The organism is Mesorhizobium liriopis (genome assembly GCF_024053505.1).
GTDB classification, from domain to species: domain Bacteria; phylum Pseudomonadota; class Alphaproteobacteria; order Rhizobiales; family Rhizobiaceae; genus Mesorhizobium_B; species Mesorhizobium_B liriopis.
This window is the reverse complement of the sequence record NZ_JAMXQS010000010.1, coordinates 190,480-214,821: the sequence shown is the minus strand read 5'-3', so window position 1 is coordinate 214,821 and position 24,342 is coordinate 190,480. Positions and strand designations below refer to the sequence as shown.

General features: G+C 61.8%; 27 protein-coding genes and 1 pseudogene. 13 read left to right on the top strand and 15 right to left on the bottom strand.

The annotated features are described in order from the left end of the window. On the top strand, positions 1-244 hold a 244-nt coding region (locus NGM99_RS20490; RefSeq protein WP_252819178.1), incomplete at its 5' end, for an aldehyde dehydrogenase family protein. A gap of 1 nt (position 245) precedes the next feature. Further along, positions 246-1,229, top strand: a complete 984-nt coding sequence (locus NGM99_RS20485; RefSeq protein ID WP_252822408.1) for an aldose epimerase family protein — start codon at positions 246-248, stop codon at positions 1,227-1,229. A 6-nt stretch (positions 1,230-1,235) separates the two neighbouring features. On the opposite strand, the gene NGM99_RS20480 is transcribed toward NGM99_RS20485, so the two are convergent. Continuing rightward, the gene (locus NGM99_RS20480) at positions 1,236-1,613 is read right to left on the bottom strand and encodes an Lrp/AsnC ligand binding domain-containing protein (RefSeq protein ID WP_435371466.1); all 378 of its coding nucleotides are present in this window, start codon (positions 1,611-1,613) and stop codon (positions 1,236-1,238) included. A 147-nt stretch (positions 1,614-1,760) separates the two neighbouring features. On the opposite strand from NGM99_RS20480, the pseudogene NGM99_RS20475 reads away from it, so the two are divergent. Continuing rightward, positions 1,761-2,318, top strand: a pseudogene (locus tag NGM99_RS20475) (bifunctional proline dehydrogenase/L-glutamate gamma-semialdehyde dehydrogenase); the annotation flags it as partial. 110 nt (positions 2,319-2,428) lie between these two features. Further along, the gene (locus NGM99_RS20470) at positions 2,429-2,887 is read left to right on the top strand and encodes a hypothetical protein (RefSeq protein ID WP_252822407.1); all 459 of its coding nucleotides are present in this window, start codon (positions 2,429-2,431) and stop codon (positions 2,885-2,887) included. On the opposite strand, the gene rirA is transcribed toward NGM99_RS20470, so the two are convergent. Then, positions 2,805-3,263, bottom strand: a complete 459-nt coding sequence (gene rirA, locus NGM99_RS20465; RefSeq protein ID WP_252822405.1) for an iron-responsive transcriptional regulator RirA — start codon at positions 3,261-3,263, stop codon at positions 2,805-2,807. The two genes, NGM99_RS20470 and rirA, sit on opposite strands and share 83 nt — an antisense overlap. A gap of 110 nt (positions 3,264-3,373) precedes the next feature. Here rirA and NGM99_RS20460 point away from each other — a divergent pair, with 110 nt between their 5' ends. Beyond that, positions 3,374-4,666 (top strand): DUF445 domain-containing protein, encoded by a 1,293-nt coding sequence (locus tag NGM99_RS20460; RefSeq protein ID WP_252822403.1) that lies wholly within the window; start codon positions 3,374-3,376, stop codon positions 4,664-4,666. Here NGM99_RS20460 and NGM99_RS20455 read toward each other — a convergent pair. Together NGM99_RS20455 and NGM99_RS20450 are read right to left on the bottom strand one after the other, a co-directional pair. Further along, positions 4,656-5,447: an esterase/lipase family protein gene (locus NGM99_RS20455; RefSeq protein ID WP_252822401.1), complete on the bottom strand. Its 792-nt coding sequence runs from the start codon at positions 5,445-5,447 to the stop codon at positions 4,656-4,658. The two genes, NGM99_RS20460 and NGM99_RS20455, sit on opposite strands and share 11 nt — an antisense overlap. A gap of 358 nt (positions 5,448-5,805) precedes the next feature. After that, positions 5,806-6,048, bottom strand: coding sequence for a hypothetical protein (locus tag NGM99_RS20450; RefSeq protein WP_252822399.1), 243 nt, complete (start codon positions 6,046-6,048; stop codon positions 5,806-5,808). A 749-nt stretch (positions 6,049-6,797) separates the two neighbouring features. Here NGM99_RS20450 and dusA point away from each other — a divergent pair. After that, positions 6,798-7,751 carry a tRNA dihydrouridine(20/20a) synthase DusA gene (dusA, locus tag NGM99_RS20445; RefSeq protein ID WP_252822434.1) on the top strand — a complete coding sequence of 318 codons (954 nt, stop codon included), beginning with the start codon at positions 6,798-6,800 and terminating at the stop codon, positions 7,749-7,751. A gap of 2 nt (positions 7,752-7,753) precedes the next feature. On the opposite strand, the gene NGM99_RS20440 is transcribed toward dusA, so the two are convergent. Continuing rightward, positions 7,754-8,458 (bottom strand): retropepsin-like aspartic protease family protein, encoded by a 705-nt coding sequence (locus NGM99_RS20440; protein WP_252822397.1) that lies wholly within the window; start codon positions 8,456-8,458, stop codon positions 7,754-7,756. Beyond that, the gene (locus NGM99_RS20435; protein ID WP_252822395.1) at positions 8,455-8,688 is read right to left on the bottom strand and encodes a DUF1289 domain-containing protein; all 234 of its coding nucleotides are present in this window, start codon (positions 8,686-8,688) and stop codon (positions 8,455-8,457) included. The genes NGM99_RS20440 and NGM99_RS20435 overlap by 4 nt, the downstream gene beginning before the upstream one ends. 102 nt (positions 8,689-8,790) lie before the next feature. Between NGM99_RS20435 and NGM99_RS20430 the strand changes: the two genes are divergently transcribed. Next, positions 8,791-9,744 (top strand): nicotinate-nucleotide--dimethylbenzimidazole phosphoribosyltransferase, encoded by a 954-nt coding sequence (locus NGM99_RS20430; protein ID WP_252822432.1) that lies wholly within the window; start codon positions 8,791-8,793, stop codon positions 9,742-9,744. On the opposite strand, the gene NGM99_RS20425 is transcribed toward NGM99_RS20430, so the two are convergent. After that, the gene (locus NGM99_RS20425; protein WP_252822393.1) at positions 9,741-11,261 is read right to left on the bottom strand and encodes a sensor histidine kinase; all 1,521 of its coding nucleotides are present in this window, start codon (positions 11,259-11,261) and stop codon (positions 9,741-9,743) included. The two genes, NGM99_RS20430 and NGM99_RS20425, sit on opposite strands and share 4 nt — an antisense overlap. An 85-nt stretch (positions 11,262-11,346) precedes the next feature. Between NGM99_RS20425 and NGM99_RS20420 the strand changes: the two genes are divergently transcribed. The 3 genes from NGM99_RS20420 (at position 11,347) to NGM99_RS20410 (ending at position 13,172) form a co-directional block, all read left to right on the top strand. Further along, on the top strand, positions 11,347-11,952 hold the full coding sequence (locus NGM99_RS20420; RefSeq protein WP_252822391.1) for a thermonuclease family protein: 606 nt from the start codon (positions 11,347-11,349) through the stop codon (positions 11,950-11,952). Next, the gene (locus tag NGM99_RS20415) at positions 11,952-12,569 is read left to right on the top strand and encodes a uracil-DNA glycosylase family protein (RefSeq protein WP_435371469.1); all 618 of its coding nucleotides are present in this window, start codon (positions 11,952-11,954) and stop codon (positions 12,567-12,569) included. Before NGM99_RS20420 ends, NGM99_RS20415 begins: the two co-directional genes overlap by 1 nt. 108 nt (positions 12,570-12,677) lie before the next feature. Next, positions 12,678-13,172, top strand: coding sequence for an Lrp/AsnC family transcriptional regulator (locus NGM99_RS20410; RefSeq protein ID WP_252822387.1), 495 nt, complete (start codon positions 12,678-12,680; stop codon positions 13,170-13,172). 9 nt (positions 13,173-13,181) lie between these two features. Here the strand turns inward: NGM99_RS20410 and NGM99_RS20405 are convergent, their stop codons facing one another. The 8 genes from NGM99_RS20405 to moaA all read right to left on the bottom strand — a co-directional run bounded on the left by NGM99_RS20405 (position 13,182) and on the right by moaA (position 19,666). Further along, positions 13,182-14,054: an NAD(P)-dependent oxidoreductase gene (locus NGM99_RS20405; protein ID WP_252822385.1), complete on the bottom strand. Its 873-nt coding sequence runs from the start codon at positions 14,052-14,054 to the stop codon at positions 13,182-13,184. A gap of 14 nt (positions 14,055-14,068) precedes the next feature. After that, positions 14,069-14,890 carry an ABC transporter permease gene (locus NGM99_RS20400; RefSeq protein ID WP_252822383.1) on the bottom strand — a complete coding sequence of 274 codons (822 nt, stop codon included), beginning with the start codon at positions 14,888-14,890 and terminating at the stop codon, positions 14,069-14,071. Beyond that, positions 14,887-15,597 (bottom strand): ABC transporter permease, encoded by a 711-nt coding sequence (locus tag NGM99_RS20395; RefSeq protein WP_252822381.1) that lies wholly within the window; start codon positions 15,595-15,597, stop codon positions 14,887-14,889. Before NGM99_RS20395 ends, NGM99_RS20400 begins: the two co-directional genes overlap by 4 nt. 79 nt (positions 15,598-15,676) lie before the next feature. Further along, complete coding sequence (locus tag NGM99_RS20390) at positions 15,677-16,450, bottom strand: ABC transporter substrate-binding protein (protein ID WP_252822430.1); 774 nt, start codon at positions 16,448-16,450, stop codon at positions 15,677-15,679. Between the two features lie 148 nt (positions 16,451-16,598). Further along, positions 16,599-17,108, bottom strand: coding sequence for a molybdopterin-guanine dinucleotide biosynthesis protein B (gene mobB, locus NGM99_RS20385; protein ID WP_252822380.1), 510 nt, complete (start codon positions 17,106-17,108; stop codon positions 16,599-16,601). Next, positions 17,105-17,680, bottom strand: coding sequence for a molybdenum cofactor guanylyltransferase MobA (gene mobA, locus NGM99_RS20380; RefSeq protein ID WP_252822378.1), 576 nt, complete (start codon positions 17,678-17,680; stop codon positions 17,105-17,107). The genes mobB and mobA overlap by 4 nt, the downstream gene beginning before the upstream one ends. Continuing rightward, the gene (locus NGM99_RS20375; protein ID WP_252822377.1) at positions 17,680-18,600 is read right to left on the bottom strand and encodes a DMT family transporter; all 921 of its coding nucleotides are present in this window, start codon (positions 18,598-18,600) and stop codon (positions 17,680-17,682) included. Before NGM99_RS20375 ends, mobA begins: the two co-directional genes overlap by 1 nt. A gap of 70 nt (positions 18,601-18,670) precedes the next feature. Further along, positions 18,671-19,666, bottom strand: coding sequence for a GTP 3',8-cyclase MoaA (moaA, locus tag NGM99_RS20370; RefSeq protein WP_252822376.1), 996 nt, complete (start codon positions 19,664-19,666; stop codon positions 18,671-18,673). A 124-nt stretch (positions 19,667-19,790) separates the two neighbouring features. Between moaA and NGM99_RS20365 the strand changes: the two genes are divergently transcribed. From NGM99_RS20365 to alaS, 3 genes are all read left to right on the top strand, one after another. After that, positions 19,791-20,141 (top strand): gamma-butyrobetaine hydroxylase family protein, encoded by a 351-nt coding sequence (locus NGM99_RS20365; RefSeq protein ID WP_435371465.1) that lies wholly within the window; start codon positions 19,791-19,793, stop codon positions 20,139-20,141. Positions 20,142-20,374: 233 nt separating this feature from the next. Next, positions 20,375-21,454: a recombinase RecA gene (recA, locus tag NGM99_RS20360; RefSeq protein ID WP_252822374.1), complete on the top strand. Its 1,080-nt coding sequence runs from the start codon at positions 20,375-20,377 to the stop codon at positions 21,452-21,454. Positions 21,455-21,630: 176 nt separating this feature from the next. Further along, positions 21,631-24,291 (top strand): alanine--tRNA ligase, encoded by a 2,661-nt coding sequence (gene alaS / locus NGM99_RS20355; protein ID WP_252822373.1) that lies wholly within the window; start codon positions 21,631-21,633, stop codon positions 24,289-24,291. Positions 24,292-24,342 lie beyond the last annotated feature (51 nt).

Genomic DNA, 24,342 nt, shown 5'->3' with positions numbered 1-24,342 from the left:
GCTCGCCAACGACACCGAGTTCGGTCTGGCGGCCTACTTCTACACGAGCGATCTCGGCCGCGCTTTCCGCGTATCGGAGGGTCTCAAATACGGCATGGTCGGCATCAATGAAGGGCTGATCACAACCGTCGAGGCGCCGTTCGGCGGCGTCAAGGAATCGGGTCTCGGCCGCGAGGGCGGGCACCAGGGCATCGAGGATTATCTCGACACGAAATATGTGTGCATCGGTGGGTTAGGGCTCTGACGTGAGCGACGAAACCGTGGCACAGGTGCGCATCGATGGCGGCGGGCTTTCCGCCACCATCGTGCCGTGGGGTGCGGCGATCCAGGATCTCAGGCTCGCAGGCCACGGCGCGCCTCTTGTCCTGGGCTTGGCGGATCCCACGGCTTACCGCTCGAACAAGAACTATCTTGGTGCCATCGCGGGCCGCTACGCGAACCGGATCAAGAATGGCCAGTTCACGATCGACGGCGAGCGCTTTCAAGGCCCCACCAATTTCATCGGCAAGCATACGCTGCATGGCGGGGCGAATGGCTATTCTGCGCGTGAATGGCAGGTCGCTGAGGCGGCCGATGATTCGGTGACGCTCGCACTTCTCGATCCCGACGGGTGCGAAGGTTTTCCCGGCGCACTCGACGTTTCGGTCACTTATCGACTCAGCGGCGGGGGCACGCTGGAAGTCGAACTACGGGCGCAAGCGGATCGCGCCACGCTGTGCAATCTGGCACAGCATAGTTATTTCAATCTGGATAATGGCGGCGAAAGCGATGTGCGCGGTCATAGAATCCAGATCGAAGCCGATGCCTATCTGCCCGTCGACGGAGAGATGATCCCGAGGGGCCGGGTCGAGCCCGTGGAAGGTGGCGCCTTCGATTTCCGTTCCACACGCGCGATCAACGTGGCGAATGACGGACTCTACGACCACAATTTCTGCCTTTCCGCAGAGCGCTGCTCGTTACGGCGCGTCGTCAGCGCAACCGGTGAGCGGTCCGGTGTAACCATGGAAGTGTGGACGACCGAGCCAGGCATCCAGTTCTACACGGGCGAATACCTCGATGTGGCCGAGGGCGCCGGGCTGGACGGCCGGACCTACCGGCCTCACGCGGGCTTCTGCCTCGAGCCGCAGACATGGCCCGATTCACCGAACCGTTCCTACTTTCCGCAGGCCATTCTGCGGCCGGGCAAAATCTATCGCCAGTTGACCGAGTATCGCTTCCGGCTCGGCTGAGTGGCGCTATCCCTTGACCGTTTCCATGGCGACGAAGGTCGAGGTTTGCGCCACATGGGGCAGGGCGGAAATCTTTTCGCCCAACACCTTGCGATAGGCGCCTATGTCTCGCGTCCGGACCTTCAATAGGTAATCGAAGCTCGCCGCCATCATATGGCACTGCTCGATCTCATGCGCGGCGAGCACCGCGCGGTTAAAAGTGTCGAGCGCTGCGAGGCGAGTGTCGGACAGCTTGACGTGCACGAAGGCCAGATGCGCGTCGCCCATTCGCTCGCCATCGATCAACGCACCATAGTCGCGAATGAAGCCGTCTCGCTCAAGCCGACGAACACGCGCCTGCACGGGCGTCTTGGAGAAACCGACGCCTTGGCTAAGTTCGGCCATGGATGGCCTGCCGTCCTCCATCAGTGCGGCAATGATGTTGTGGTCGATGCGGTCCAATTAGTCTGGTTGCGTGGTCATTGCAGGCTGTTCGGTCTGATAAATGCCAGAAATCTGGTCATTGTATGCTGTGTACCTCTGAAATTTAGAATGCGGAAGTGCGCGGCAAGCTCTCATATTCGGTACCTCTCCCTTGCAGGTTTCAACATCCTTGACGCCATCCGCTCCGAACTCCGCGCCAATCTGATGCCCGATGAGGGCGAGGCGGTGGAGCGCCTGCTTGCGCTCGCTGATCTGTCCGGACAAGACCGGGAAGCGATCTCGCAAGAGGCCGCCAATTTGGTGCGTGCCGTGAGGGCCGAAGCCGATCCCAGGCTGATGGAGGCATTTCTGTCAGCCTATGGACTTTCGACCAAAGAAGGTGTCGCCCTGATGTGTCTGGCCGAGACACTCCTGCGTGTGCCTGATGCAGATACGATGGACGATCTGATCCGCGACAAGATCGCGCCGCATGACTGGTCGTCGCATTCGGGTTCATCATCTTCCATTTTCGTCAATGCCTCGACTTGGGGGCTCATGCTGACGGGTCGCGTGCTGGACGACGGTGAGGGCGGGATCGAGCGGACCTTGTGGGGAATGGTGCGGCGGTTGGGCGAACCAGTCATACGCCGCGCGGTGGGCGCTGCCATACGCGAGATGGGCGAGCGATCTGCCCGGACCGACAGGTGAGGCGAACACGCTGGCTTATGCGCCGCGCGGCAAAGCGCTCTGCTTGGGTACTGACGAGGAAACGTTGGTGGCGCAGGTGATTTCAGGCCTTGGCCGCCGGCAACAGTGTCGTCGCCGTCGCGCCGAATGCCAGGGAGGCCCTTCGTCCCCTGATTGGCAAGGACATGCGGCTTGCGGCGGTTGACGGCGCACCGGACGAAGCCTTGTTGCGCGAAGCCGATCTGGTTGCGCTGAATGCGGATGCCGGAACGTTGCGGCGCGTGCGCCGCCTGCTGGCGGAGCGCAGCGGTCCGATCGTTCCGCTTGTTGTCGAGACGATCTATCCCGCCGCCTACGCGCATGAGCGGGCGGTTTGCATGGACACCACGGCCGCCGGCGGCAATGCGAGCCTGCTGGCGGCGGGCCTCCAAACGAAAACGGCGCCCGTCGTGAAACGGGCGCCGTGTCGATTCGTGCCGTTGCTCGTCAGTTCGCCAGCGCGGGCGTCGGCATGGCCTGGATACCTAGAAGGCTGTGGATATTGGGCTTGGTCTCGACCAGTTCCTTGATCGAATAGCGGCCGAGCACAGCGAAGAAAGCGTCGAGCGCTTCATGCAGTGCGCCGTTCAGGCTGCAGTCGTTGACCAGCGGACACTCGCTGCCGGTGTCGAAGCATTCAGCCATCGAGAAGTTTTCCTCGGTGACCTTCACGACATCCAGAAGCGTGATCTGTTCGGCGGGCTTGCCAAGGCGGATGCCGCCATTGCGGCCGCGTACGGTCTCGATCATGCCATGCTCGACGAGCGGCTGAAGGATCTTGAACATGAACAGTTCGGAAACGCCATAGGCGCCGGCGATCTCCGTGACGCGGCTCAGGCGGCCTTCGTTCGCCGAGCAGTACATCAGGATGCGGATCGCGTAATTCGTTTGGCGGGTAAGCCGCATGGACATTCTTTCAAACTGTGGGCTTGGTCCGATTATGGACCTTTCAGGACTGTAATTCCAGCACTCATCTGCGGTTTATCTTGGGCGGCGCGACGAAGCGCGCTATTTCGATGCACATGCCGCTTCAGCCCAAGCCGATCCAGCTCAGTCCCGCCGATCTTGAAAAGCTTCGTGCCCTGCGACGAACGAAGGCTATTGCGACTGCAGCGCTCGTTTTCTGCATCGTCACCTTTCTGCTTGCGCGATATTTCGAAAGCACGTGGCCTTGGTTGGCCTTTGTCGCGGCCTTCGCTGGAGCGGCGGCAATTGGTGGCATCGCGGATTGGTATGCCGTGGTGGCGCTGTTTCGTCATCCGCTTGGCATTCCCATCCCGCATACGGCGATCATCCCGAACAACCAAGCGCGCATTGCCGACAATCTCGGACGCTTCATTGAGGGCAATTTCCTCGCTCCCGGTCCAGTGCGCGAGAAGCTCCGGCAGGTGGATTTCGCGCAGATGGTCGCGGATTGGCTGGCGGATGCCGATCGCTCCGCGGGGCTTTCGCGTTTCACGACGAAGCTGATGCCGCAGATGCTCGCGGCGATGGAAAAGTCCGACCTGCGCGGTTTCGTGACCGATCGCATCATTGAGCAGGTCGGAAAAGTGAAGATCGCGCCGCTGGCGGCCGATTTGCTTTCAGCCTTCACGGAGGACCGGCGCCATCAGCAACTTTTTGACGAGTTCATGAAGGTGCTCGGCCGCTTCCTGCGCGACGAGGAAGCGCTTGCAGCGGTGCGCGAGAAAATCCGCGACGAATTGCCTTCGCTGTTCCGCGTCTTCAAAGCCGATGCGTATCTGCTGCGCAAGATCGTCAATTCTGCCAGCACGCTGATGGATGAGGTGCGCGCGGATCCCGACCATGCGCTTCGCCGCGAGTTCGACGAGTTCGTGGAAGGCTTCGTTGCCAAGCTGCGCACTTCGCCTGCCTATGCCGCGCGCGTCGAGCGGCTGAAGCAGGACTTCCTCCTCCGCCCCGAACTGCGTGAGATGGGCGGTGAGATGATAAAGAGCCTCTCGAGTTTCATCGAAAGCGACATCCGCGCGCCGCGCTCGACCATCCGTGAGCAGCTGACCAACATGTTTGTCGAGGTGGGGCGCAATTTGGCACGCGACGCGAAGGTTCGCGCCGACATGAACCAAGGCTTCGTGATCGCGCTCGCGGCTTTCGTGGAAAGCCAGAAGAGCGGTGTTTCCACCTTCATCGCCGATCAGGTAAAGCGCTGGGATCTGGGCCAGCTGACGCGACTGATCGAGATCAATATTGGTCGCGACCTCCAATACATCAGGTTCAACGGCATGGTCATCGGCGGCATGGCCGGTATTCTGCTGTATGTTCTCGAGCAGCTCGTGTTCAGAAACTAGAGGCCGGGAAAAACAGGCGTCTCAAGCCGCGCGCATGGAAAGGGCGCCATTCGCCTTCCGATTGGGCGAGGCGGTCGGCAACCGCGAAGATGGCAGCCGGGTTGAAGCCCATGCCGCAATGGCTGCTTCGGATTTCGATACTTTCTGATTGATTGCCCGTCTTTTCCACGCAGATTTGCCATGAGCAGATGCCGTCCGAGCGACTGAAGACTGCACTACTCGGCACCGGCAAAGGGTCGCTCAAGGGACCGCCGGGGTAGTCGCGGGGCTGGTCGATCCGTTCGCCGCTATAGCGCTCATAGAGCCGCCAGACATTGGTGGCACGAGGGCTCCCTGCAAATGGGCTTGCCAAGGTGACGACGCTCCTTACATGGTCGGGCAACAGCCTCGATAATTGCCGGGCATAGATCCCGCCCAAGCTCCAGCCGACGAGGCTGATCGTGCGACCGCTTTCATCCGCAAGCGATTTGATACGATCACTCATCGCTTCGAGCGTGCCCAGATGCGGGCCACGATTGATGCCGAGACCCCAGCCGACAGCGGCGAAATTCCGTCGCCTCAGAATGGCGCGTAGGGGCGCGGTCGAACGGTCGCTTGTGGAAAGTCCGGGTAGTACAAGGACGGGATGGCCATCACCGCGCGGCGCGGCAACGCGAAGAAGCGGATAGGAGATGCCGAATGCCGCCAACTCCGGAAGCGCGCGAAGCTCGAGAGCGAGCAGAAGCCGGGAGGGCGGGGAGGGAATATCGACGGCGAGCGAGGCGTCAGCGGAGAGCGTCATCTGCCCCAATTAGGCAGACGCCGGCTTAGTTTCCATAGGTGTCGAAGTTGGGTCTTCCTAATAGCCCGTCGAAGCCGTTCCTCCAGCAGAGGTCGTAGTTCCGGCGGTCGGATCACCAGTGGCGTTGACGACTGCGGCAGTATCCGTTCCGGTAGCAGCGACACTGGCCGCGCCACCTGCTGTGGTCGGTCCCGTGCTTGCAGCCGAGTATCCCGTATTCGAACCGCTGCTTGAGCATCCGGCCGCAATGCAGACCGCTGCGAAACTTATGAAAGAGACGATGCCCAAACGCATTGAGTGGTCCTCAAGTCCGTATCCGTTTGAAAATGCTCCCGCTTAGCCATGAGGCAAGGGGCAATCAGTCCGCCGGCCGATAATACCATATCGAGACCTTGCCCGGCTCCTTCGGTGTTTCGCCGAAGTAGCGATGTTGCGAGGCGTCTTCCCATCTTCTCTCGAATGGACCTTGGAAGCCCAGGCAGGCGTCTTGCGCCTTCTCTTCCGTATCGAAGGTCGAATTCAAGACGAGACTGGTCAGCGGAGCACTTGGGTCGTCGGGCGTCTGGCCCTGTTTCCGCGTCTCGTAGACGACTTCAAACATCAGGCGCTCCCACATGCTGGCAAGCCGGTGATTTTGCAGCCTGAGTAACGGCAAGGCAGCGCGTTGGTTCTGAGACGAAGCCGTGGCGGTATAACGCAGCCCGGCGCCGATCGGGGGTGGACAAGCGCCGGGCCTCCTTCCGCGTGAGAAGCAGGGTTGCCCCACGCGCGGGCAGAGAAGCATGCTTCCGCACACTCCGAAATAACCCTATCGGCTTAGAACAATCGGAAGTGATCAGAAACCCGCTTACCGACGCGCCTACGCTCCCATCGACGAATGGTTTAACGACCGGTCCGTGGATCGTCCTGGCGGAGCGGTTCGGTAGGTTCCCCGGCGTCGCGCAAATCCGGCGGTGCGTTGAGAGGGTTGGCATCAGGCCTGATCCCACCGCTCATCTTTGGAGCCTTCGGAGCGTCCCGCTCGTCGTTGAGCAGCTCGTCCCGCTTCTGGTTCGGCAGGCCCTCCGCGTTCGGCGTACGGACGTCCGGGTGTGCGGCGTTGGACACGGGGCCGGGGGATACAGAATCTGGCATCGATTTCGCTCCTAGTTGTCTCGCTTGTCCAACCACGACGATCATATGAGGTTCCTTTGGGGGCTGAGCTTATGCGCGTTCCTATGCTGTGCGCGGGGATAGCTCGCGCCGCTCTCCAATCTCTCCTATATGGGGCGCATGATGCATCCATCCGTTCAGCACCAGGGCGAGGCAAGAACCGAGACGTTGAAGTCTCCAGTCTTCGCCGTCGCACCGATGATCGATTGGACGGACCGGCACTGCCGGTTCTTTCATCGCCAGCTCAGCAAGCGGGCGGTGCTGTTTACGGAAATGGTGGTCGCCGACGCTGTCATCCATGGGCCTCGGGGGAGGCTGTTAGGCTTCAATGCCGGTGAACAACCGGTGGTCTTACAATTAGGCGGGTCCGACCCGCGAAAGCTCGCGGAGGCGTCGCGTATCGCCGAAGGCTTCGGGTATAGCGAGATCAACCTGAATGTCGGGTGCCCGTCCGACCGCGTTCAGTCCGGCGCGTTCGGCGCCTGTTTGATGCGAGTGCCGGAGGTTGTCGCTGACTGCGTCGCCGCGATGAAGACAGCGGTGCGTATTCCAGTGACGGTCAAGTGCCGACTCGGCGTGGACGATCAGGATATCGAACCGGCGCTGGATGCTGTTGCGGATGGCGTATTCGCAGCAGGAGCTGACGGGCTGTGGGTGCATGCCCGCAAGGCTTGGTTGCAGGGCTTGAGCCCGAAAGAGAACCGCGAGATCCCACCGCTCGATTATGGCCGCGTCTATCGGTTGAGGCAGCGGATGCCCGGTCGGTTCATCGGGATCAATGGCGGCATCGGCTCGCTGAGTGCCGCGCGTGAGCATCTGACGCATGTGGATGGCGTGATGCTGGGACGCGCGGCCTATCAAGCGCCAGCCGTTCTGGCGGATGTGGACCGCGCATTGTTCGGCGAAGGAGATGCTGTGGTCGATCTCGACGCGGTTGTCCGCCGGATGGCGGATTATGCGAGTGAGCATATCGCGCGTGGCGGGCGGCTTTCACATGTCACGCGCCATATGGTCGGGCTTTTCACGGGACTTCCCGGTGCGCGGCGTTTTCGGCAGATCTTGTCAGAGGACGGTAACCGGCCCGGTGCAGGGCCGGAAGTGCTGATCCAGGCACTGGCGGCCGTACGCGAACCCGCGTCGATGGCAGCCTAGCCTCAGTCGCGGAGCGTTAGTCGCCCGCCGCGCATGTCGAAGCCGGAAAGCGTGCCGATGAAATTCATCCCGAGCAGGCTCTGACCAAGCGCACCCTGCTGAGCGACGAGCATCGGCACGTTGTGCCGTGTGATGTCGCCGATGGTGATCTCGCCGGCCACACTGCGAGCGGCCTGAGCCGTGCCATTGGCGGTTGAAACAGGCACCGTGAAGCTGAGAGCATCCACGTCGATGCCGACATGGCGGGCATCGGCAGACGTGAGAACGGTTGCCGAGGCACCGGTGTCGATCATGACATCGACGGGTTTGCCGTCGATGCGCACGGTGGTCTCGAAATGGCCGCTGAGCGCGCGGTCGAGCATTACGGTCGCGCGGCCCTCGGCGTCGAACGAGGCAACCGGGCTGGTCGGCACGAGGCCGGCGGTGACGCGACTTGCCACATCCTGCAACTCGTAGCGATACTGATAGCCAGCGACCAGCACCAAAGCGGCCAGCAGCCAGAGCGCGACGTTTCGGGTAAACTCGCCCATCGGAATGCGGCGTCCGACGAGCCCGGCTGCAATCAGAACCGCAATGGCGCCGAGCGTGGCGGCCTGGGCGAAGTCGTCATTCGCCATGCCGAAGGTCGTGCCTGCGTCGTTGTTGACGAGCAGTAGAACGAGCGCTCCGCCGAGGATGGCCATCAGAACCCAGAAGATGCGGTTCACGACAGCTCGCTCCGCTCGCGTGCCATGCGGGTACGACGTGTCTCGCGGCGCGGACGGCGCTCCACGGTTTCGAGCCGGGCTGGAAGTTCGCCCATCACGGCGCGGCGCTCTTCGACCGTCATCTTCAGCCATGCGGAAATTTCGTCGCGCGTGCGCCCGCAACCGAAGCAGTAGCCGGTCTTCATGTCGATCGAGCAGACAAGAATGCAGGGGGATTCGATAGCAGTCACGGCGGCAAGGCTCCTGATTTCGAGACATGGCCCGTCGGGGCTTCGCGCGCAAGGGCCGACGAACCGGTTGCGATGCGCCGCGGCAGGCAATATCTCGGCGTCATGCAAGCACCCGGCACGCCATCCCCGCTCGACGACACGCGACAGCTTCTGCTGGCTCTTCCGTCATCCAATTCCGCTGCAGCCGAAATGGTTCGTGCCAAACTCGGCCTAGCGGATCGGTTGAGCGAATTGGCTGTCTGGCTCGCCGGCTGGCGCGGCCGGCCCGTGCTCGCAGTCAATCGCCCGACTGTGGTGGTGTTCGCCGGCGCTCACGGCGTTGCACGGCATGGCGTTTCCGCGCTGCCTGCAGGCTCGACGGCTGAGTTGGTTCAGACGCTGAGCCAGGGGCAAGGACGACTCAATGCGTTGTGCGCGGAAGCCGATCTCGGCCTGAAGGTCTTCGAGCTCGCGCTTGAACATCCGACCGACGACATTACCGAAATGCCCGCCTTGGACGAGCGCGGCTGTGCGGCGACCATTGCCTTTGGCATGGAGGCCGTGGCGGGCGGGGCGGACCTGCTGGTTCTCGGGTCGGTCGGCGTCGGTGCGGAAGTTTCCGCTGCCGCGATCCTGTCGGTGCTGGAGGGGGGCGACGCTGCATCATGGCTGCCGGACGCTGGACCTGAGCATGTCAGGCGACGGGCCGGCGAGGCTGCACAGGCTGCGGTGGTTCGGCATCGGGGGCACTTGGACGATCCGCTCGACCTGCTTTGCCGCCTGGGCGGGCGCGAATTCGCCGCTTTACTCGGAGCAATCCTCGCGGCGCGCGCGGAGAAGGTGCCGGTGATTCTGGATAGAATTCCTGCCTTGGCGGCAGCTGCGATCCTTTATCGGCTCGCGCCCAACGCCTTGGAGCATTGCGTACTGGCGCACCGGCTTGGCAGTGTTCAGTTGGACGATTTGGCCCAAAAGCTCGGACTTGCACCGCTGCTCGATCTTGGGCTCACCACCGGAGACGGATCGGCCGGTGCGATTGCGGCCGGTTTGGTCAAGACGGCCGCAAAAATCGCCTAGCGTTTCCGCCCCGCATTCGCCGCTGTCGGCAGCGCAGGCAGTTCTTCCATGACACGGCTCGGCGGGAAGATGGCGACCGCCTCCGTGCCCTCGCGCAGCCGCGAATGCAGTTCGAATTCACCGCCATGAACGCTGAGAAGGCCCTGCACGATGGGCAGGCCCAGACCTGTGCCCTGCTCAGCACTTTTGATGGCAATCGAGCCTTGGCCGAAGGCGGAAAGCACAACCGGAATCTCTTCGGGCGGAATGCCGGGTCCGTTGTCGGTGACGCTGAGATATTGGCCGCCGCCGGTGGTCCAGCCGACGCGGATGATGACCTCGGTGCCGGAGGGCGAAAACTTCAACGCGTTGGACAGAAGGTTGAGCGTGATCTGACGCACGGCGCGCTCGTCGGCGAAAAGGCGCGGCATTGCCTGCTCGAACTGGCGGACGAGCTTGATGCTCTTATTGGCGGCTTTCACCTCTATCAGGCGACAGCAATCCTGCACGACGTCGCGAAGGTGAACCGGCTCCTCGTTGAGCTGGTAGCGGCCGGCTTCGACCCGCGACAGGTCGAGGATCTCGTTGATGAGGTCGAGCAGGTGCTGCCCCGAATCGTGGATGTCACGCGAATACTGCCGGTAAGTCTCGTTCTGCATCGGGCCGAGCACCTCGCTCGACATGACCTCGGAAAAGCCGAGAATGGCGTTCAGCGGTGTGCGCAACTCGTGGCTCATCGAGGCCAGGAAACGCGATTTGGCGAGGTTGGCTTCCTCGGCGCGTCGGCGCGCTTCTTCGGACATGGCGCTGGCGGTTTCGAGTTCCGCGATGAGCGCGTCCTTCTCCCCTTTGAAAGACAGCAGCATCAGCGTGTTGCCGTGAAGCTGGCGAGCGACTACCGAAAGAAAGGGGAGAGCTGCCAGCAGCAGCAGCAGCATCACCCATTCGCTGACAGCTGCAAGATCGGCTCCGAGTAGCGCGAACAAGGCGAGAGGCAGCGCGAAGGTGGCCAGCAAAGTGCCGCTGAGCGCAGAAGCGGTCAGTGCCGTCACCGCCATCGCGGCGAGGAGCATCGCGGCTTTGATGACCGGGAATTGAGAGGTCTCGCAAACCGCACATTCCATCGCACCGAGATAGGCCCAGCCGAGGCCGCTCAGGAAATGCGCAGCGAGAAGTATCTGCCGCACGCGGGAAGGATCGAGTGCCGCGATCTCCGTCTTGTGAACGCGATAGGCGATGAAGACGAGGCCACCATGGCAGGCAAGAGCGATGCCGGCCCATGCCAGCGCTTCGTGGAAAAAGCCCAACATGAGCATGATGCCGAGCATGACCATGATCAGCAGTGGCATGGCTGCACCGGCACCGAGTACGGCACGCGCGTGGATTTTCAGGATTTCACGGTCGTGCGACGCCGAGCCGCCTTGCTGGGACAGGCGGTCGCGGGTTTGTCGAACCGTCCGGGCCGTCTCCGCGTTGCGATGGGCCTTGCGTCGGTCCACAATGATCTTGTCCGCCGGACCGGGGCGATTCAGCGCCATTGAGGGGCTTCGGTTGAATGAGTGAAATGCTGCCTGACGACTTTAAGCGGATAATGCTTAAGACTCCCTTTGCCATATGAGCCGGGTGGCAAGACACGGCGGCGTCGGCCGTACGGCCGGCTGGCGCGACGTGGCGCTCGCGGTTTCTATCCTCGTGGCGCTTTCCATGGTTGCCGATCGGCTGAACCAGCCGGAAGAGGTCGCGCAAGGTGGTCGGCCGACCTCGATCCATGACGGCGATACGCTGACCTTGAATGGCGAGAAGATCAGATTGATCGGCATCGATGCGCCCGAACTGCGTCAGGTTTGTCGTCGTAACGGCGAGGCTTATCCGTGCGGGGAGGCGTCGCGCGACGCGCTGATCGATCTGGTCGGCTCGCGGGCTGTGTCGTGCAAGGCGACGAAGCGTGATCGCTATCGCCGCCTTCTGGGCGATTGCTCGGCGGGCGGCGTGGACCTGAATGCCGAGCAGGTCCGCAGTGGGTGGGCGATACCCTATGGAAAGGGTTTCGAGGCCGAGCAGGCGGAGGCCCGAGCGGCGCGGCTGGGCATGTGGGCCGGCACTTTCGAGAATCCGAAGAAATGGCGCCAGCGCCATGGTGACGCAGCCGAACTCGAGTTCGAACCGATCGTGGAATGGTTCGTGCGGCTGGGTGAGAGGCTGGGCATCAAGACGGGCTCAAGCGAGTGATCGACCCTGCTTTGGCCGAACTTGCCGCTGCCATCCGCAATTGCCGGATCTGCCGGGATGCGCCGCTGGGTGCGCCTCTGCCGCACGAGCCGCGGCCTATCCTGTGGGAATCATCGTCCGCGCGGGTGATGATTGCGAGCCAGGCGCCGGGCAACCGTGCGCATCAGAGCGGCATCCCCTTCGATGATCCGTCCGGCGTCAGGTTGCGGGAATGGCTGGGCGTGACCCGCGAGGAGTTTTATCACCCACACAACTTCATCATCGCACCCATGGGGATGTGCTTCCCGGGCTATGATGCAGCCGGCAGCGACATTCCGCCCCGACGCGAATGTGCGCCGACATGGCGCAAGTCGCTCTTGTCGCTGATGCCGCAAGTCGATCTCGTTCTGCTGATCGGACAGTATGCGCAAAACTGGCATCTCGGTCGTCGTGGAGGCATGTCGCTGACGGCAACCGTGGAGGGCTGGCGGTCGATCTACGGGCGCAATGAGGGTGCGCGCATGATCCCTCTGCCGCATCCGTCCTGGCGCAATACGGGGTGGCTGAAAAAGCATCCGTGGTTCGAGAAGGAATTGCTGCCGGTGCTTCAACGTGAAATCCGTGCACGCATTTTCTAGCGATTTCCGAAACCTCTGCCCGCAAATTCGCGGAACGCGAGAAATTCTTTCTTGTGAAGGCGTCGTGAGCACGGCATCTTTCGAAAGATTTTTCGCATGGGGGCTCGGATGGACCGACTCGACCGCAAAATCCTCCGCCTGTTGCAGGAGGATGCCACGCTCGCTGTGGCAGACATCGCCAAGAAAGTGGGCCTGTCCACCACGCCTTGCTGGCGCCGCATCCAGAAACTGGAGGAAGAGGGCGTCATCAAGCGCCGCGTGGCGGTGCTCGACCCGCAGAAGGTCAATGTGCGGGTTACGGTCTTTGTCTCGATCCGCACCAACTCGCACAGCCATGAATGGCTACGGCGCTTCTCGGAGGTGATCGCCGAGTTTCCGGAGGTCATCGAGTTCTATCGCATGAGCGGCGATGTGGATTATCTCCTGCGCGTGGTCGTGCCGGACATCGCGGCTTATGACGCATTCTACAAACGGCTGATCGCCAAGATCGAGATCCGTGATGTGTCTTCGTCGTTTGCCATGGAGCAGATCAAGAGCACGACGGAACTGCCGCTCGACTATATGGTGCTCGACAAGGAGGCGGCGTCCGCGAACGCCGCCTGACGGGTCGGGTCACTTCCGCTCCAGACGGGCGAGCAGCGAGGACGTGTCCCAGCGGTTGCCGCCCATGCTCTGCACTTCCTTGTAGAATTGGTCGACGAGAGCCGTGACGGGCAGCTTCGCGCCGTTGCTGTCAGCTTCCGCGAGGCAGATGCCCAGATCCTTGCGCATCCAGTCCACTGCGAAGCCGAAATCGTACCTGCTCTGGTTCATGGTCTTGTGGCGGTTTTCCATCTGCCACGAGCCGGCCGCGCCCTTGGCGATCACGTCGATCACCTGTTCGACGTCGAGCCCCGCGCTCTTGGCGAAGTGAACCCCCTCCGAAAGCCCCTGAACGAGGCCGGCGATGCAAATCTGGTTGACCATCTTCGTCAGCTGACCGTTTCCGGCAGGGCCCATCAGGCCGACCATGCGGGCATAGGCGTCGATCACCGGCTTGGCGCGATCGAAGACGTCCTGCTCGCCGCCGACCATGACCGTGAGCGTACCGTTCTCCGCACCGGCTTGACCGCCCGAAACTGGAGCATCGAGGAAATGGAAGCCAGCCGTGCGTGCCGCTTCGTCCAATTCGCGCGCAACGGCGGCCGAAGCCGTCGTGTGGTCGATGAAGACTGCGCCCGTCTTCATGCCTGAAAATGCACCGTTCTCGCCGGTCGTGACCGAGCGCAGATCGTCGTCGTTGCCGACACAGGCGAAAACGAAATCGGCGTCCTTCGCCGCCTTGGCTGGCGTTTCGGCAAAATCGCCTCCGTGCTCAGAGGCCCATTTCTCGGCTTTGGCGGTGGTGCGGTTATAGACCGTCACCTCATGCCCGCCTTTGTGCTTGAGATGGGCGGCCATGGGGTAGCCCATGACTCCGAGCCCGATGAATGCGGTTCTCGCCATCATGACCTCCTTGGTTATCGCTTAAGGTGGCGCGTCAGGCGCCTTTCGATGAAATCGATGATGTTGCGCAGGAATTCGACGATGGCGAGATAAATCAGTGCCGCCCAAAGATAGGTCTGGAAATCGAAGGTGCGCGAATAGGCGCGTCGCGTCTCACCCATCAGGTCATAGACCGTGATGATCGCGACGATGGCCGAGCCCTTGATCATCAGGATGATCTCGTTGCCATAAGGGCGCAGTGCCACGAGCATCGCCTGTGGCAGGATGATCTTGCGGAAGATCAGCCATTTCGAAAGGCCGAGCGCCTTGCCCGCCTCCCACTGCCCGCGCCCCACGCTTTCAAGCGCCCCGCGAAGGATTTCAGCCTGATAGGCGGCGGTGTTGAGAGAGAAGGCGAAGATGGCGCAGTACCACGCCTCGCGGAAAAACCACCAGAGTCCGGCTGCCTGAAGCTCAGGACGGAAGGAGCCGAAGCCGTAATAGATGAGAAAGGTCTGTGCGAGCAGCGGCGTGCCGCGGAAGAAATAAACGAAGGCGTAGGCTGGCCACGCAAACCGCCGCTTGGACGACATGCGACCGAAGGCGATGGGGATGGACAAAACTGCGCCGATGACGATGGAGACGGCGACCAGCTCGACTGTGGTGATGAGCCCAGACAGGTAATAGGGCGCGTATCGACTGAAAAGTTCGGGGTTCCAGGCCGAAACAAGATAGACAAGGAGTCCGAGACCGAGGGCCGCCCAGAGTGCGAGCAGGGCTGTTCCGACGATGCGGGCAGTCGGCCAGCCGCGCGGCGGTGGGGCGGGGCGCTCGACCGTTTCGCTCGCGACGCTCATGCGGGCGCCCTTCGCGCCACGGAGCGTTCGATGCCGGACAGGAGGATCGAAGACAGGATCGCAAGCACAAGGTAAAGTGCGCAGGCGACCCCGTAGAACAGGAAGGCCTGCTTGGTCACCCTTGCGGCGATGCCGACCTGACGCAGGATATCCGCGAGCCCGATGACCGAAACAAGGGCCGTATCCTTGATGAGGTTCAGCCACAGATTGGTGAGGGCGGGCAACGCGATGCGGAAAAGTTGCGGCATAATGACGAGCCGCATGGTCGCCGACCGACGCAGGCCCAGCGCGTAACCGCCCTCATACTGGCCGTGCGGAATGGCGCGAAAGGCGGACAGGAAGACTTCGCTCGCATAGGACGACAGTACGACGCCGAGCGCGACCATGCCGGCAAGGAAGCTGTTGATCTCGATCCGAGCGTCCGGCGAAAAGAACGTCACCACCTGCTGGATTCCGATCTGAGCGCCGTAATAGACGAGGAACAGCGTCAGAAGTTCAGGCAAGCCGCGAAAGATGGTCGTGTAGATATTGCCGGCAAGGCGGAGCGGGCGCTCTTTGGAGCGCTTCGCGAGCGCGACGGCGAACCCGGCTGCAAGACCGATCGGAAGCGTGGCGAGCGAAAGGGAGACCGTGACGAGCACGCCCCAAGCGATGTCGTCGCCCCAGCCCTCAGGCCCGAAACTCAAAAGGGTGGCAAAGTTATCCATCGGACCGTTCGGTGCCGTCCTGCAGCCAAACGGCGGGCATCAGCCCGCCGTCGGTTGTTGAAACCAACATGGCTTCCACTCAGCCGCCATAGGCGTCAAACTTGAAGTATTTGTCGTTGATTTTCTTGTACTTGCCGTTCGCACGGATGGCCGCAATGGCTGCCGTGAACTTATCGGCGAGAGCCGTATTGCCCTTCTTCACCGCAACACCGGCGCCCGGACCGTGGATCTCAACGACCGGCGTGATCTGCCCGACGAGCTTGCAGCATGCACCATCAGAGGTTTCGAGCCACTGGGAAAGAGTGACAATATCGTCGCTCACCGCGTCGAGGCGGCCATTGGCAAGGTCGAGCTTGTATTCGTCGGCGGTCGGATAAGCCTTAACTTCGCTGTCGGTGTAGGTTTTCTCAGCATAGTTGAAATGGGTGGTCGAGCCCTGCACGCCGATCGTCTTTCCGGCGAGATCTTCCTTCGTCACGCCCTTGATGTCGGTATCCTTGGGAGCAACGATCGCGGGCGGGGTGTTATAGTATTTCTTGGAGAAATCCACCTTTTCGAGGCGTTCAGGCGTGATGGACATCGAGGCGATGACTGCGTCGAACTTGCCCGCCTGCAAGCCGGGGATCATGCCATCCCAGTCCTGCGTCACAAGGGTGCACTGCGCCTTCATCTCTTCGCAAAGAGCTTTCGCCATATCGATATCGAACCCTTCGAGCTCGCCGGCGGCATTGAGCGAGTTGAAGGGCGGATAGGCGCCTTCGGAGGCAATGCGGATCGTATCCTGTGCGCTCGCGCTTCCGAGCGCCAGCGAGAGAGCCGTAGCAGCGAAAGCTGCGCGGAGACTATGCTTCATTTCAGACCTTCCTGCAGATTTCGCCGAACCCTCTGTTTCCGGCGTCGGACTTTCTCGATGGCGCCCGCTGGTTGTGATACTGGCATCCCCGGCAAAAGGATTGCAACCGCACTGCATGCCGAAAGCCACGCTTTCCCGGGGCTTTGCGTCACTTTTTCAAGCCGACATGAAGCTCGATGAAATCGGCGATGGCTGAGGCGTCATCGAGGCCGAAGACCGGCACCGTCTCGTTTTCGGGTCGGTGATCGGCGGCAATCGCAACGATCGTCTCGTCGAAGCGGCTCATCGGCTGCGTGTCGCGCGCATCGAGCCGGCGTGCTTCGAGCTTGGCATGACCTTCGCGCTTGTAGCCTTCGACCAGAACGACGTCACAGGGGCTTAGACGAGCGATGACCTCTTCGAGGCTCGGTTCATCCGCGCCACGCAACTCATGCATGATGGCCCAACGTTCGCCGCCCACGATCGCAACCTCGCTCGCGCCGGCCGCGCGGTGGCGGAAGCTGTCGGTGTCCGGCTTGTCGATGTCAAAGCTGTGATGCGCATGCTTGACGGTCGAAACCGTATGGCCGCGCGCGGTGAGTTCGCGCACCAGCTTCTCGGTCAGCGTGGTCTTGCCGGAATTCTTCCAGCCGGTGATGCCGAAAATGCGCTGCGTCATGCCATGGCCTCCGCCGCCCTCAGATCGTCCGGCGTGTTGATGTTGAAGAACGGATCGTTTGGAACGGCGGGCCATGTCACCGTGCGAAAGCCGATCAGATCGAGGAATCCGGTGACGCGCCGCTTTTCGTCTTCGCGCAGGAAGCAGGGGAGGCGTTCGCGAACATACGTCGGCCAAAGTGCGAATGTCGGATGAAGTCGATTAGTGGCAGCAACCGCTGCCTGATCGACGCCGTCTTCCGCGAGCTTCGCAATGAGGTCGTCCGGGAAAAAGGGTGTGTCGACTGCAACCGTCACGACAGCATCCGCACGCGAGGAAGCCCATTCCAGGCTCGCGAGTATGCCGGCCAGCGGTCCGGGATGGTCGGGCACCGTGTCGGGCAGGATCGGCAGGCCGAGTGCCAGAAATCGATCGTGATCGGCATTGGAATTCACGGCTACCGCTTCCACTTGCACCTGCAAACGGCGCACCGCGCGGGCGAGAAGCGGTTCGCCTCGGAGCGTTGCGAAAGCCTTGTCGAACCCCATGCGGCTCGACCGCCCACCCGCCAGTACCACGCCCGCAATGCGCATCACAGGCCGTCCGGGGCCATGCCGGGCGAGGCGGTTGCCTGCGCCGCCAGCTTCCCACCTCGCACGCGTTCACGATAAAGCATGTAGATGCCCGAGCCGAGCACGATGGCGGAGCCCAAGAACATCAGTGCGTTCGGTACTTCGCCGAAGATGAGGTAGCCGAGCAGAAAGGCGTAGACGAGGCCCACATAGCGGAATGGCGCCACGAAAGAGAGTTCGCCGGTTCGCATCGCGAGAATGACCCCCTGATAGCCCGTCAGCACGAGTATCGCCCCCATTGTAAAAAAGATGAAGTGCCAGGGTTCGACCGGCGTCCAGCCGCCGAACGGCACAACGAGAAAGCCGCCAGCAAGGGTGACGAGCGCCGAGGTGACGACCGACATCATGATCGGCGGGACGGTGGCGGGCGCACGTGCGGTCGCCAGATCGCGGAGAGTGGAAAAGCCGACGCTGGCCAGCACCAGCAGCGAGAACGCATTGAACTGGTCGGCGCCCGGCTGAACGATCAGGAGCACCCCGATGAGGCCAGCCAAGATCGAGAGCCAGCGCCGCCAGCCCACAGTTTCGCGGAGAAAGAGTGCCGCCGCCATCGTCGTTGCGAGCGGCAGGAAGTGAAACAGCGCCGAGGCGTTGGCGAGCGGCAGGTGGGTGAGGGCGGTCAGAAAGCAGATCGTGGACGCGACTTCAGCCAGTGAGCGCAGGAGCATCAGCGGGTGCAGCGCTTCGCGGCCGAAGGTCAGCTCGCGACGATGAAATGCCAGAAGCGCGATGAGGGCAGTGGCGATGATCCCGCGCAGCAGCATCACCTGGCCGATATTCATGAAGGACGAGATGTATTTCGTCACGCTGTCATTGCTGATGAAGCCGACAGTCGAGAGCACCATGAAGAGTGCGCCACGGGCATTCGGGGAAAGAGGCAAGGTGGAGGCAACCGTTTGTTGCCTCGGCGTCTAGCAGCTTGGCCCTTTCAAGCAAGACCAAAGGAGAGCGTCAGCCCCCTGTCACGCTCATGTGGCGGCTGACGGTAGGCTTGCGCGTCAGGCGGTCGATCACGAAATCATGCCCCTTGGGTTTGCGTAGGATCGCCTCATCGATGGCATTCGCCAGAAGCTCGTTGCCCTCCGAGGCACGCATCGGCGTTCGCAGATCGGCGGCATCGTCCTGGCCCAAACACATATAAAGCGTGCCGGTGCAGGTGACGCGGACGCGGTTGCAGCCTTCACAGAAATTATGGGTAAGGGGGGTGATGAAGCCCAGTCGGCCACCAGTCTCCGCGACCGAAACATAGCGGGCCGGCCCACCGGTTCGGAATGGCAGTTCAGTCAAGGTGAACTCTTCGTCCAGCTGCTCGCGCAGAACGGAGAGTGGCATATACATATCAGTGCGATCCTGATCGATCTCGCCCATGGGCATCGTCTCGATCACGGTCAGGTCCATGCCGCGGCCATGAGCCCAACGCATCAGCGAGGGGATTTCGCGGTCGTTGAAGTTCTTCAGCGCAACGGCATTGAGCTTGACGTGAAGGCCAGCCGCCTGTGCCGCATCGAGGCCCTTCATCACGATTGAGAGGTCGCCGCGACGGGTGATCGCCTTGAACTTATCCGGGTCGAGCGTGTCGATCGAGACGTTGATGCGTTTTACGCCCGCCAAGGCGAGTTCGCCAGCGAAACGCGCGAGCTGGGAGCCGTTGGTGGTCAGTGTCAATTCATGCAGCGCACCGCTTTCCAGGTGGCGCGACATACCCCGCACGAGTTCCATGATGTTGCGTCGCACGAGAGGCTCGCCACCCGTCAGGCGGAGCTTGCGCACGCCCTTTTCGATGAAGACGGTGCATAGGCGGTCGAGTTCTTCGAGCGAGAGCAGGTCGCGCTTGGGAAGAAAAGTCATGTCTTCCGCCATGCAATAGGTGCAGCGGAAGTCGCAGCGGTCGGTGACCGAAACGCGCAGATATTCGATCCGGCGCCCGAATGGGTCGATCATGCTCATGGAAGGTGGACTGCGATGCGGGACATTCTGCTCAATGTTGGCCGGAAAGACCGAATCTTCAAGGCTTCGCGCATCGTACGAACTGCTTTAAGCGGGATCTCTCCGCCTGAAAGGACCGATCGTGGTGACCCCGACTGAAATCCGTGTGAGCAAGGATCGTAAACTCCTGACGGTCTCGTTCGGGGCGGAAAGCTTTGCGCTGCCCGCAGAAATGCTTCGCGTGTTGTCGCCTTCGGCCGAGGTTCAGGGGCATTCGCCGGAGCAGCGCGTGACGGTCGGTGGCAAGCGCGACGTGACGATTTCGCGCATCGAGCCAACGGGCAATTATGCCATCCGCATCACCTTCGACGATGGGCACGATACCGGAATCTTTACCTGGAGCTATCTTTCAACGCTCGGCAGGGAGAGGGAGGCACGGTGGAACGGCTACCTTGCCGAGCTGACTGAAAAGGGGCTTCAGCGCGAGCCGCGTTGAACACATTCATGCGGTAGCGAAAGGCGAAGCCGATGCAGCGACTTATCGTCCAGATGGCAAGAAAAGTCTCTGGAAAACCTCGGCTTGGGCGCGCGTGAACAAAATGCGAACAGGAATGATTTCCTGTTTAAAATGAATAACTTCGCACTCTTGCAAAATGAGAACAAAAGAGGTACATGAAGTATCCAACGAGGGTCGCCTCCGGCCTTCAAACATGTCACAGGGGTGATATCATGTCTCAAGCCAATTTACGGCTCGTAGAGGAGAAATCGGTGGATAGAACCAAGGCGCTCGACGCCGCCCTGTCGCAGATCGAGCGCGCCTTCGGCAAGGGCTCCATCATGCGGCTCGGCGCCAATGAGCCGGTGGCCGAGATCGCGACCGTTTCGACCGGTTCGCTCGGCCTCGACATCGCGCTCGGCATTGGTGGGTTGCCCAAGGGCCGCATCATCGAGATCTATGGCCCGGAAAGCTCGGGCAAGACGACCATGGCGCTGCATACGGTGGCGGAAGCCCAGAAAAAGGGCGGCATCTGCGCCTTCGTAGACGCCGAGCATGCTCTCGATCCGGTTTATGCCCGCAAGCTCGGTGTCGATCTCGAGAACCTCCTGATCTCGCAGCCCGACACGGGCGAGCAGGCGCTGGAGATTTGCGACACGCTGGTCCGCTCGGGTGCCATCGACGTGCTCGTGGTCGACTCGGTCGCGGCACTGACGCCGCGCGCTGAAATCGAGGGCGAGATGGGCGATTCCCTGCCCGGTCTTCAGGCCCGCCTGATGAGCCAGGCGCTGCGCAAGCTGACCGCTTCGATCTCGCGCTCGAACTGCATGGTCATCTTCATCAACCAGATCCGCATGAAGATCGGCGTGATGTTCGGCTCGCCCGAAACCACGACGGGCGGCAACGCGCTCAAGTTCTATGCCTCGGTGCGTCTCGACATCCGTCGCATCGGCTCGGTCAAGGACCGCGACGAAGTGGTCGGCAACTCGACCCGCGTGAAGGTGGTGAAGAACAAGATGGCGCCGCCCTTCAAGGTGGTCGAGTTCGACATCATGTATGGCGAGGGCGTGTCGAAGACGGGCGAACTGATCGACCTCGGTGTCAAAGCCGGTGTGGTCGAGAAGTCGGGTGCCTGGTTCTCCTACAATTCCCAACGCCTTGGTCAGGGCCGCGAGAACGCCAAGCTGTTCCTGCGCGACAATCCGGACGTGGCGAACGAGATCGAGAAGGGCTTGCGCCAGAATGCTGGCCTGATCGCCGAGAAGTTCTTGGAGAACGACCGCAGCGAAGGTGGCGACGGCGACGACCTTTAAGCGTCGCTTTCCGTAACCAAAGATCGAAGCCGCCGGTGATTATCGGCGGCTTTTCTTTTGACCCATGCTCGCCTTTCTGGACAGAGCAGAGGCCGTGCGGATAAAAGTCCGCACCTTCTCAATTCCGGCGCGGGGGAAATTCCTGTTCGCGCCCAGCATCACGAGCGAATCCTTTCATGATCGGCGTCAACGAGATCAGGTCGACATTTCTCGACTATTTCCGCAAAAACGGACACGAGGTCGTGGCTTCGAGCCCGCTTGTGCCGCGTAACGACCCGACCTTGATGTTCACCAATGCCGGGATGGTGCAGTTCAAGAACGTCTTCACGGGTCTCGAGAAGCGTCCCTATAATCGCGCGACCACGGCACAGAAGTCGGTGCGCGCCGGCGGCAAGCACAACGATCTCGACAATGTCGGCTACACCGCGCGCCACCTGACCTTTTTCGAGATGCTCGGCAATTTCTCATTCGGCGACTATTTCAAGGAAGGCGCCATCGAACTTGCCTGGAATCTTGTCACCAAGGGTTTCGACCTGCCCAAGGACAAGCTGCTCGTCACCGTTTATTCGGAAGACGACGAGGCGGCGCTGTTGTGGAAGAAGATCGCCGGCTTTTCGGACGACAAGATCATTCGCATCCCGACCTCGGACAATTTCTGGCAGATGGGCGATACCGGCCCGTGTGGCCCCTGCTCGGAAATCTTCATCGATCGGGGCGAGCATATCTGGGGCGGCCCTCCCGGTTCGGCGGAAGAGGATGGCGACCGTTTCCTCGAATTCTGGAACCTTGTCTTCATGCAGTTCGATCAGCTGGCGCCGGGAGAGCGCGTGCCGCTGCCGCGTCCGTCGATCGATACCGGCATGGGTCTGGAGCGCATGGCCTCGATCCTTCAGGGCGTGCCGAGCGTCTTCGACACCGATCTGTTCCGCGCCCTGATTGGCACCACGGAAGAGGTGGTGGGTGCCAAGGCAGAAGGTGACAGCGCTGCAAGCTTCCGGGTGATCGCCGACCATCTGCGCTCCTCCGCATTCCTGATTGCCGACGGCGTGCTGCCATCCAACGAAGGCCGCGGTTATGTGCTTCGCCGCATCATGCGCCGCGCGATGCGCCATCTGCAGTTGCTCGGTGCACGTGAGCCGATGATGTATCGCGTGCTGCCGACGCTAGTCTCGGAAATGGGCCGTGCCTACCCCGAACTGGTGCGCGCGGAGCCGCTGATCGCGGAAACGCTGAAGCTCGAAGAGACGCGCTTTCGCAAGACGCTGTCACGCGGCCTCGGGCTGCTTGCAGATGAGACCGAAGGTTTGAGCGAAGGTGGGCAGTTGTCGGGCGAAACGGCATTCCGCCTTTATGACACATACGGCTTCCCACTTGATCTCACGCAGGATGCCTTGCGCCAGCGCGGTATTTCGGTCGATCTCGCAGGTTTCGATACGGCCATGGAGCGGCAGAAGGCCGAGGCTCGCGCCCACTGGGCGGGTTCGGGCGAGGCCGCGACGGAAACCGTGTGGTTCCCGATCCGCGAACGCACCGGCGCAACCGAATTCCTTGGCTACGATACAGAAGGTGCCGAGGGCGTGATCCAGGCGCTTGTCGTCGGCGGCAAGGAGGTCGCGGAGGTCGTTCACGGCACGGATGTCGCAATCGTCGTCAACCAGACGCCGTTTTATGCCGAGTCGGGCGGCCAGCAGGGCGATACCGGTTTGATCAAGGGCGAGGGCTTCACGATTACCGTGTCCGACACGCAGAAGAAGGCAGACGGCCTCTTCATGCATTATGGCACCGTCTCGGAAGGCACCGTGCGCCAGAACGCAGCGGTCGAGCTTCAGGTCGATCACGCGCGGCGTTCGCGCCTGCGAGCGAACCATTCGGCGACGCACTTGCTGCATGAGGCTTTGCGCGAGGTGCTGGGCAAGCATGTGGCGCAGAAGGGCTCGCTTGTCGCACCGGAACGCCTGCGCTTCGACGTTTCACACCAGAAGCCGATCGACGCTTCCGAACTGGAGCAGGTCGAGGCGCTGGCAAATTCCATCGTCATCCAGAATGCGCCTGTCTCCACACGCCTGATGACACCCGACGATGCCATCGCAGAAGGTGCGATGGCGCTGTTCGGCGAGAAGTATGGCGACGAGGTGCGTGTCGTTTCGATGGGCATCGCCAACGAGGGCGAGAAGGCCGGCAAAGCCTATTCCATCGAGCTCTGTGGTGGCACGCATGTGAATGCGACCGGCGATATCGGCCTGATCCGTGTCGTGTCCGACAGCGCGGTTTCGGCCGGCGTGCGCCGCATCGAGGCGCTGACGGGCGATGCTGCCAGGCGCTATCTCGACGAGCAGGATCGTCGCCTCAAGGCTACCGCTTCTGCACTCAAGGTCGCCCCGGCCGATGTGCCCGCGCGTGTCGAGGCGTTGGTCGAAGAACGTCGCAAGCTGGAGCGCGAATTGAGCGAGGCGCGCCGACAACTCGCGCTTGGCGGTGGCACGAAATCGGACGGCGATGCGGCGGAAAAGGTCAACGGCGTCGGTTTCCTCGGCAAGGTCGTGTCCGGCATTTCGCCGAAGGACCTCAAGCCGCTGGCCGACTCCGGCAAGCAGTCGCTCGGCTCTGGTGTGGTCGTCTTCGTGGGCCAGGGCGATGACGGCAAGGGAAGTGTCGTGGTCGGTGTGACCGATGATCTCAAGGATCGCTACAGCGCCGTCGATCTGGTGCGTCTGGCGTCAGCCGCACTTGGCGGGCAGGGCGGCGGCGGTCGCCCTGACATGGCCCAGGCCGGTGGGCCGGATGGGTCGAAGGCGCAGGAGGCGGTTGCGGCCGTCAGAGCGGCGCTCGCAGGCTGATCGAATAAAAGCGGCCGGTGGAGACACCGGCCGTTTTCTGTTTTAGAACTA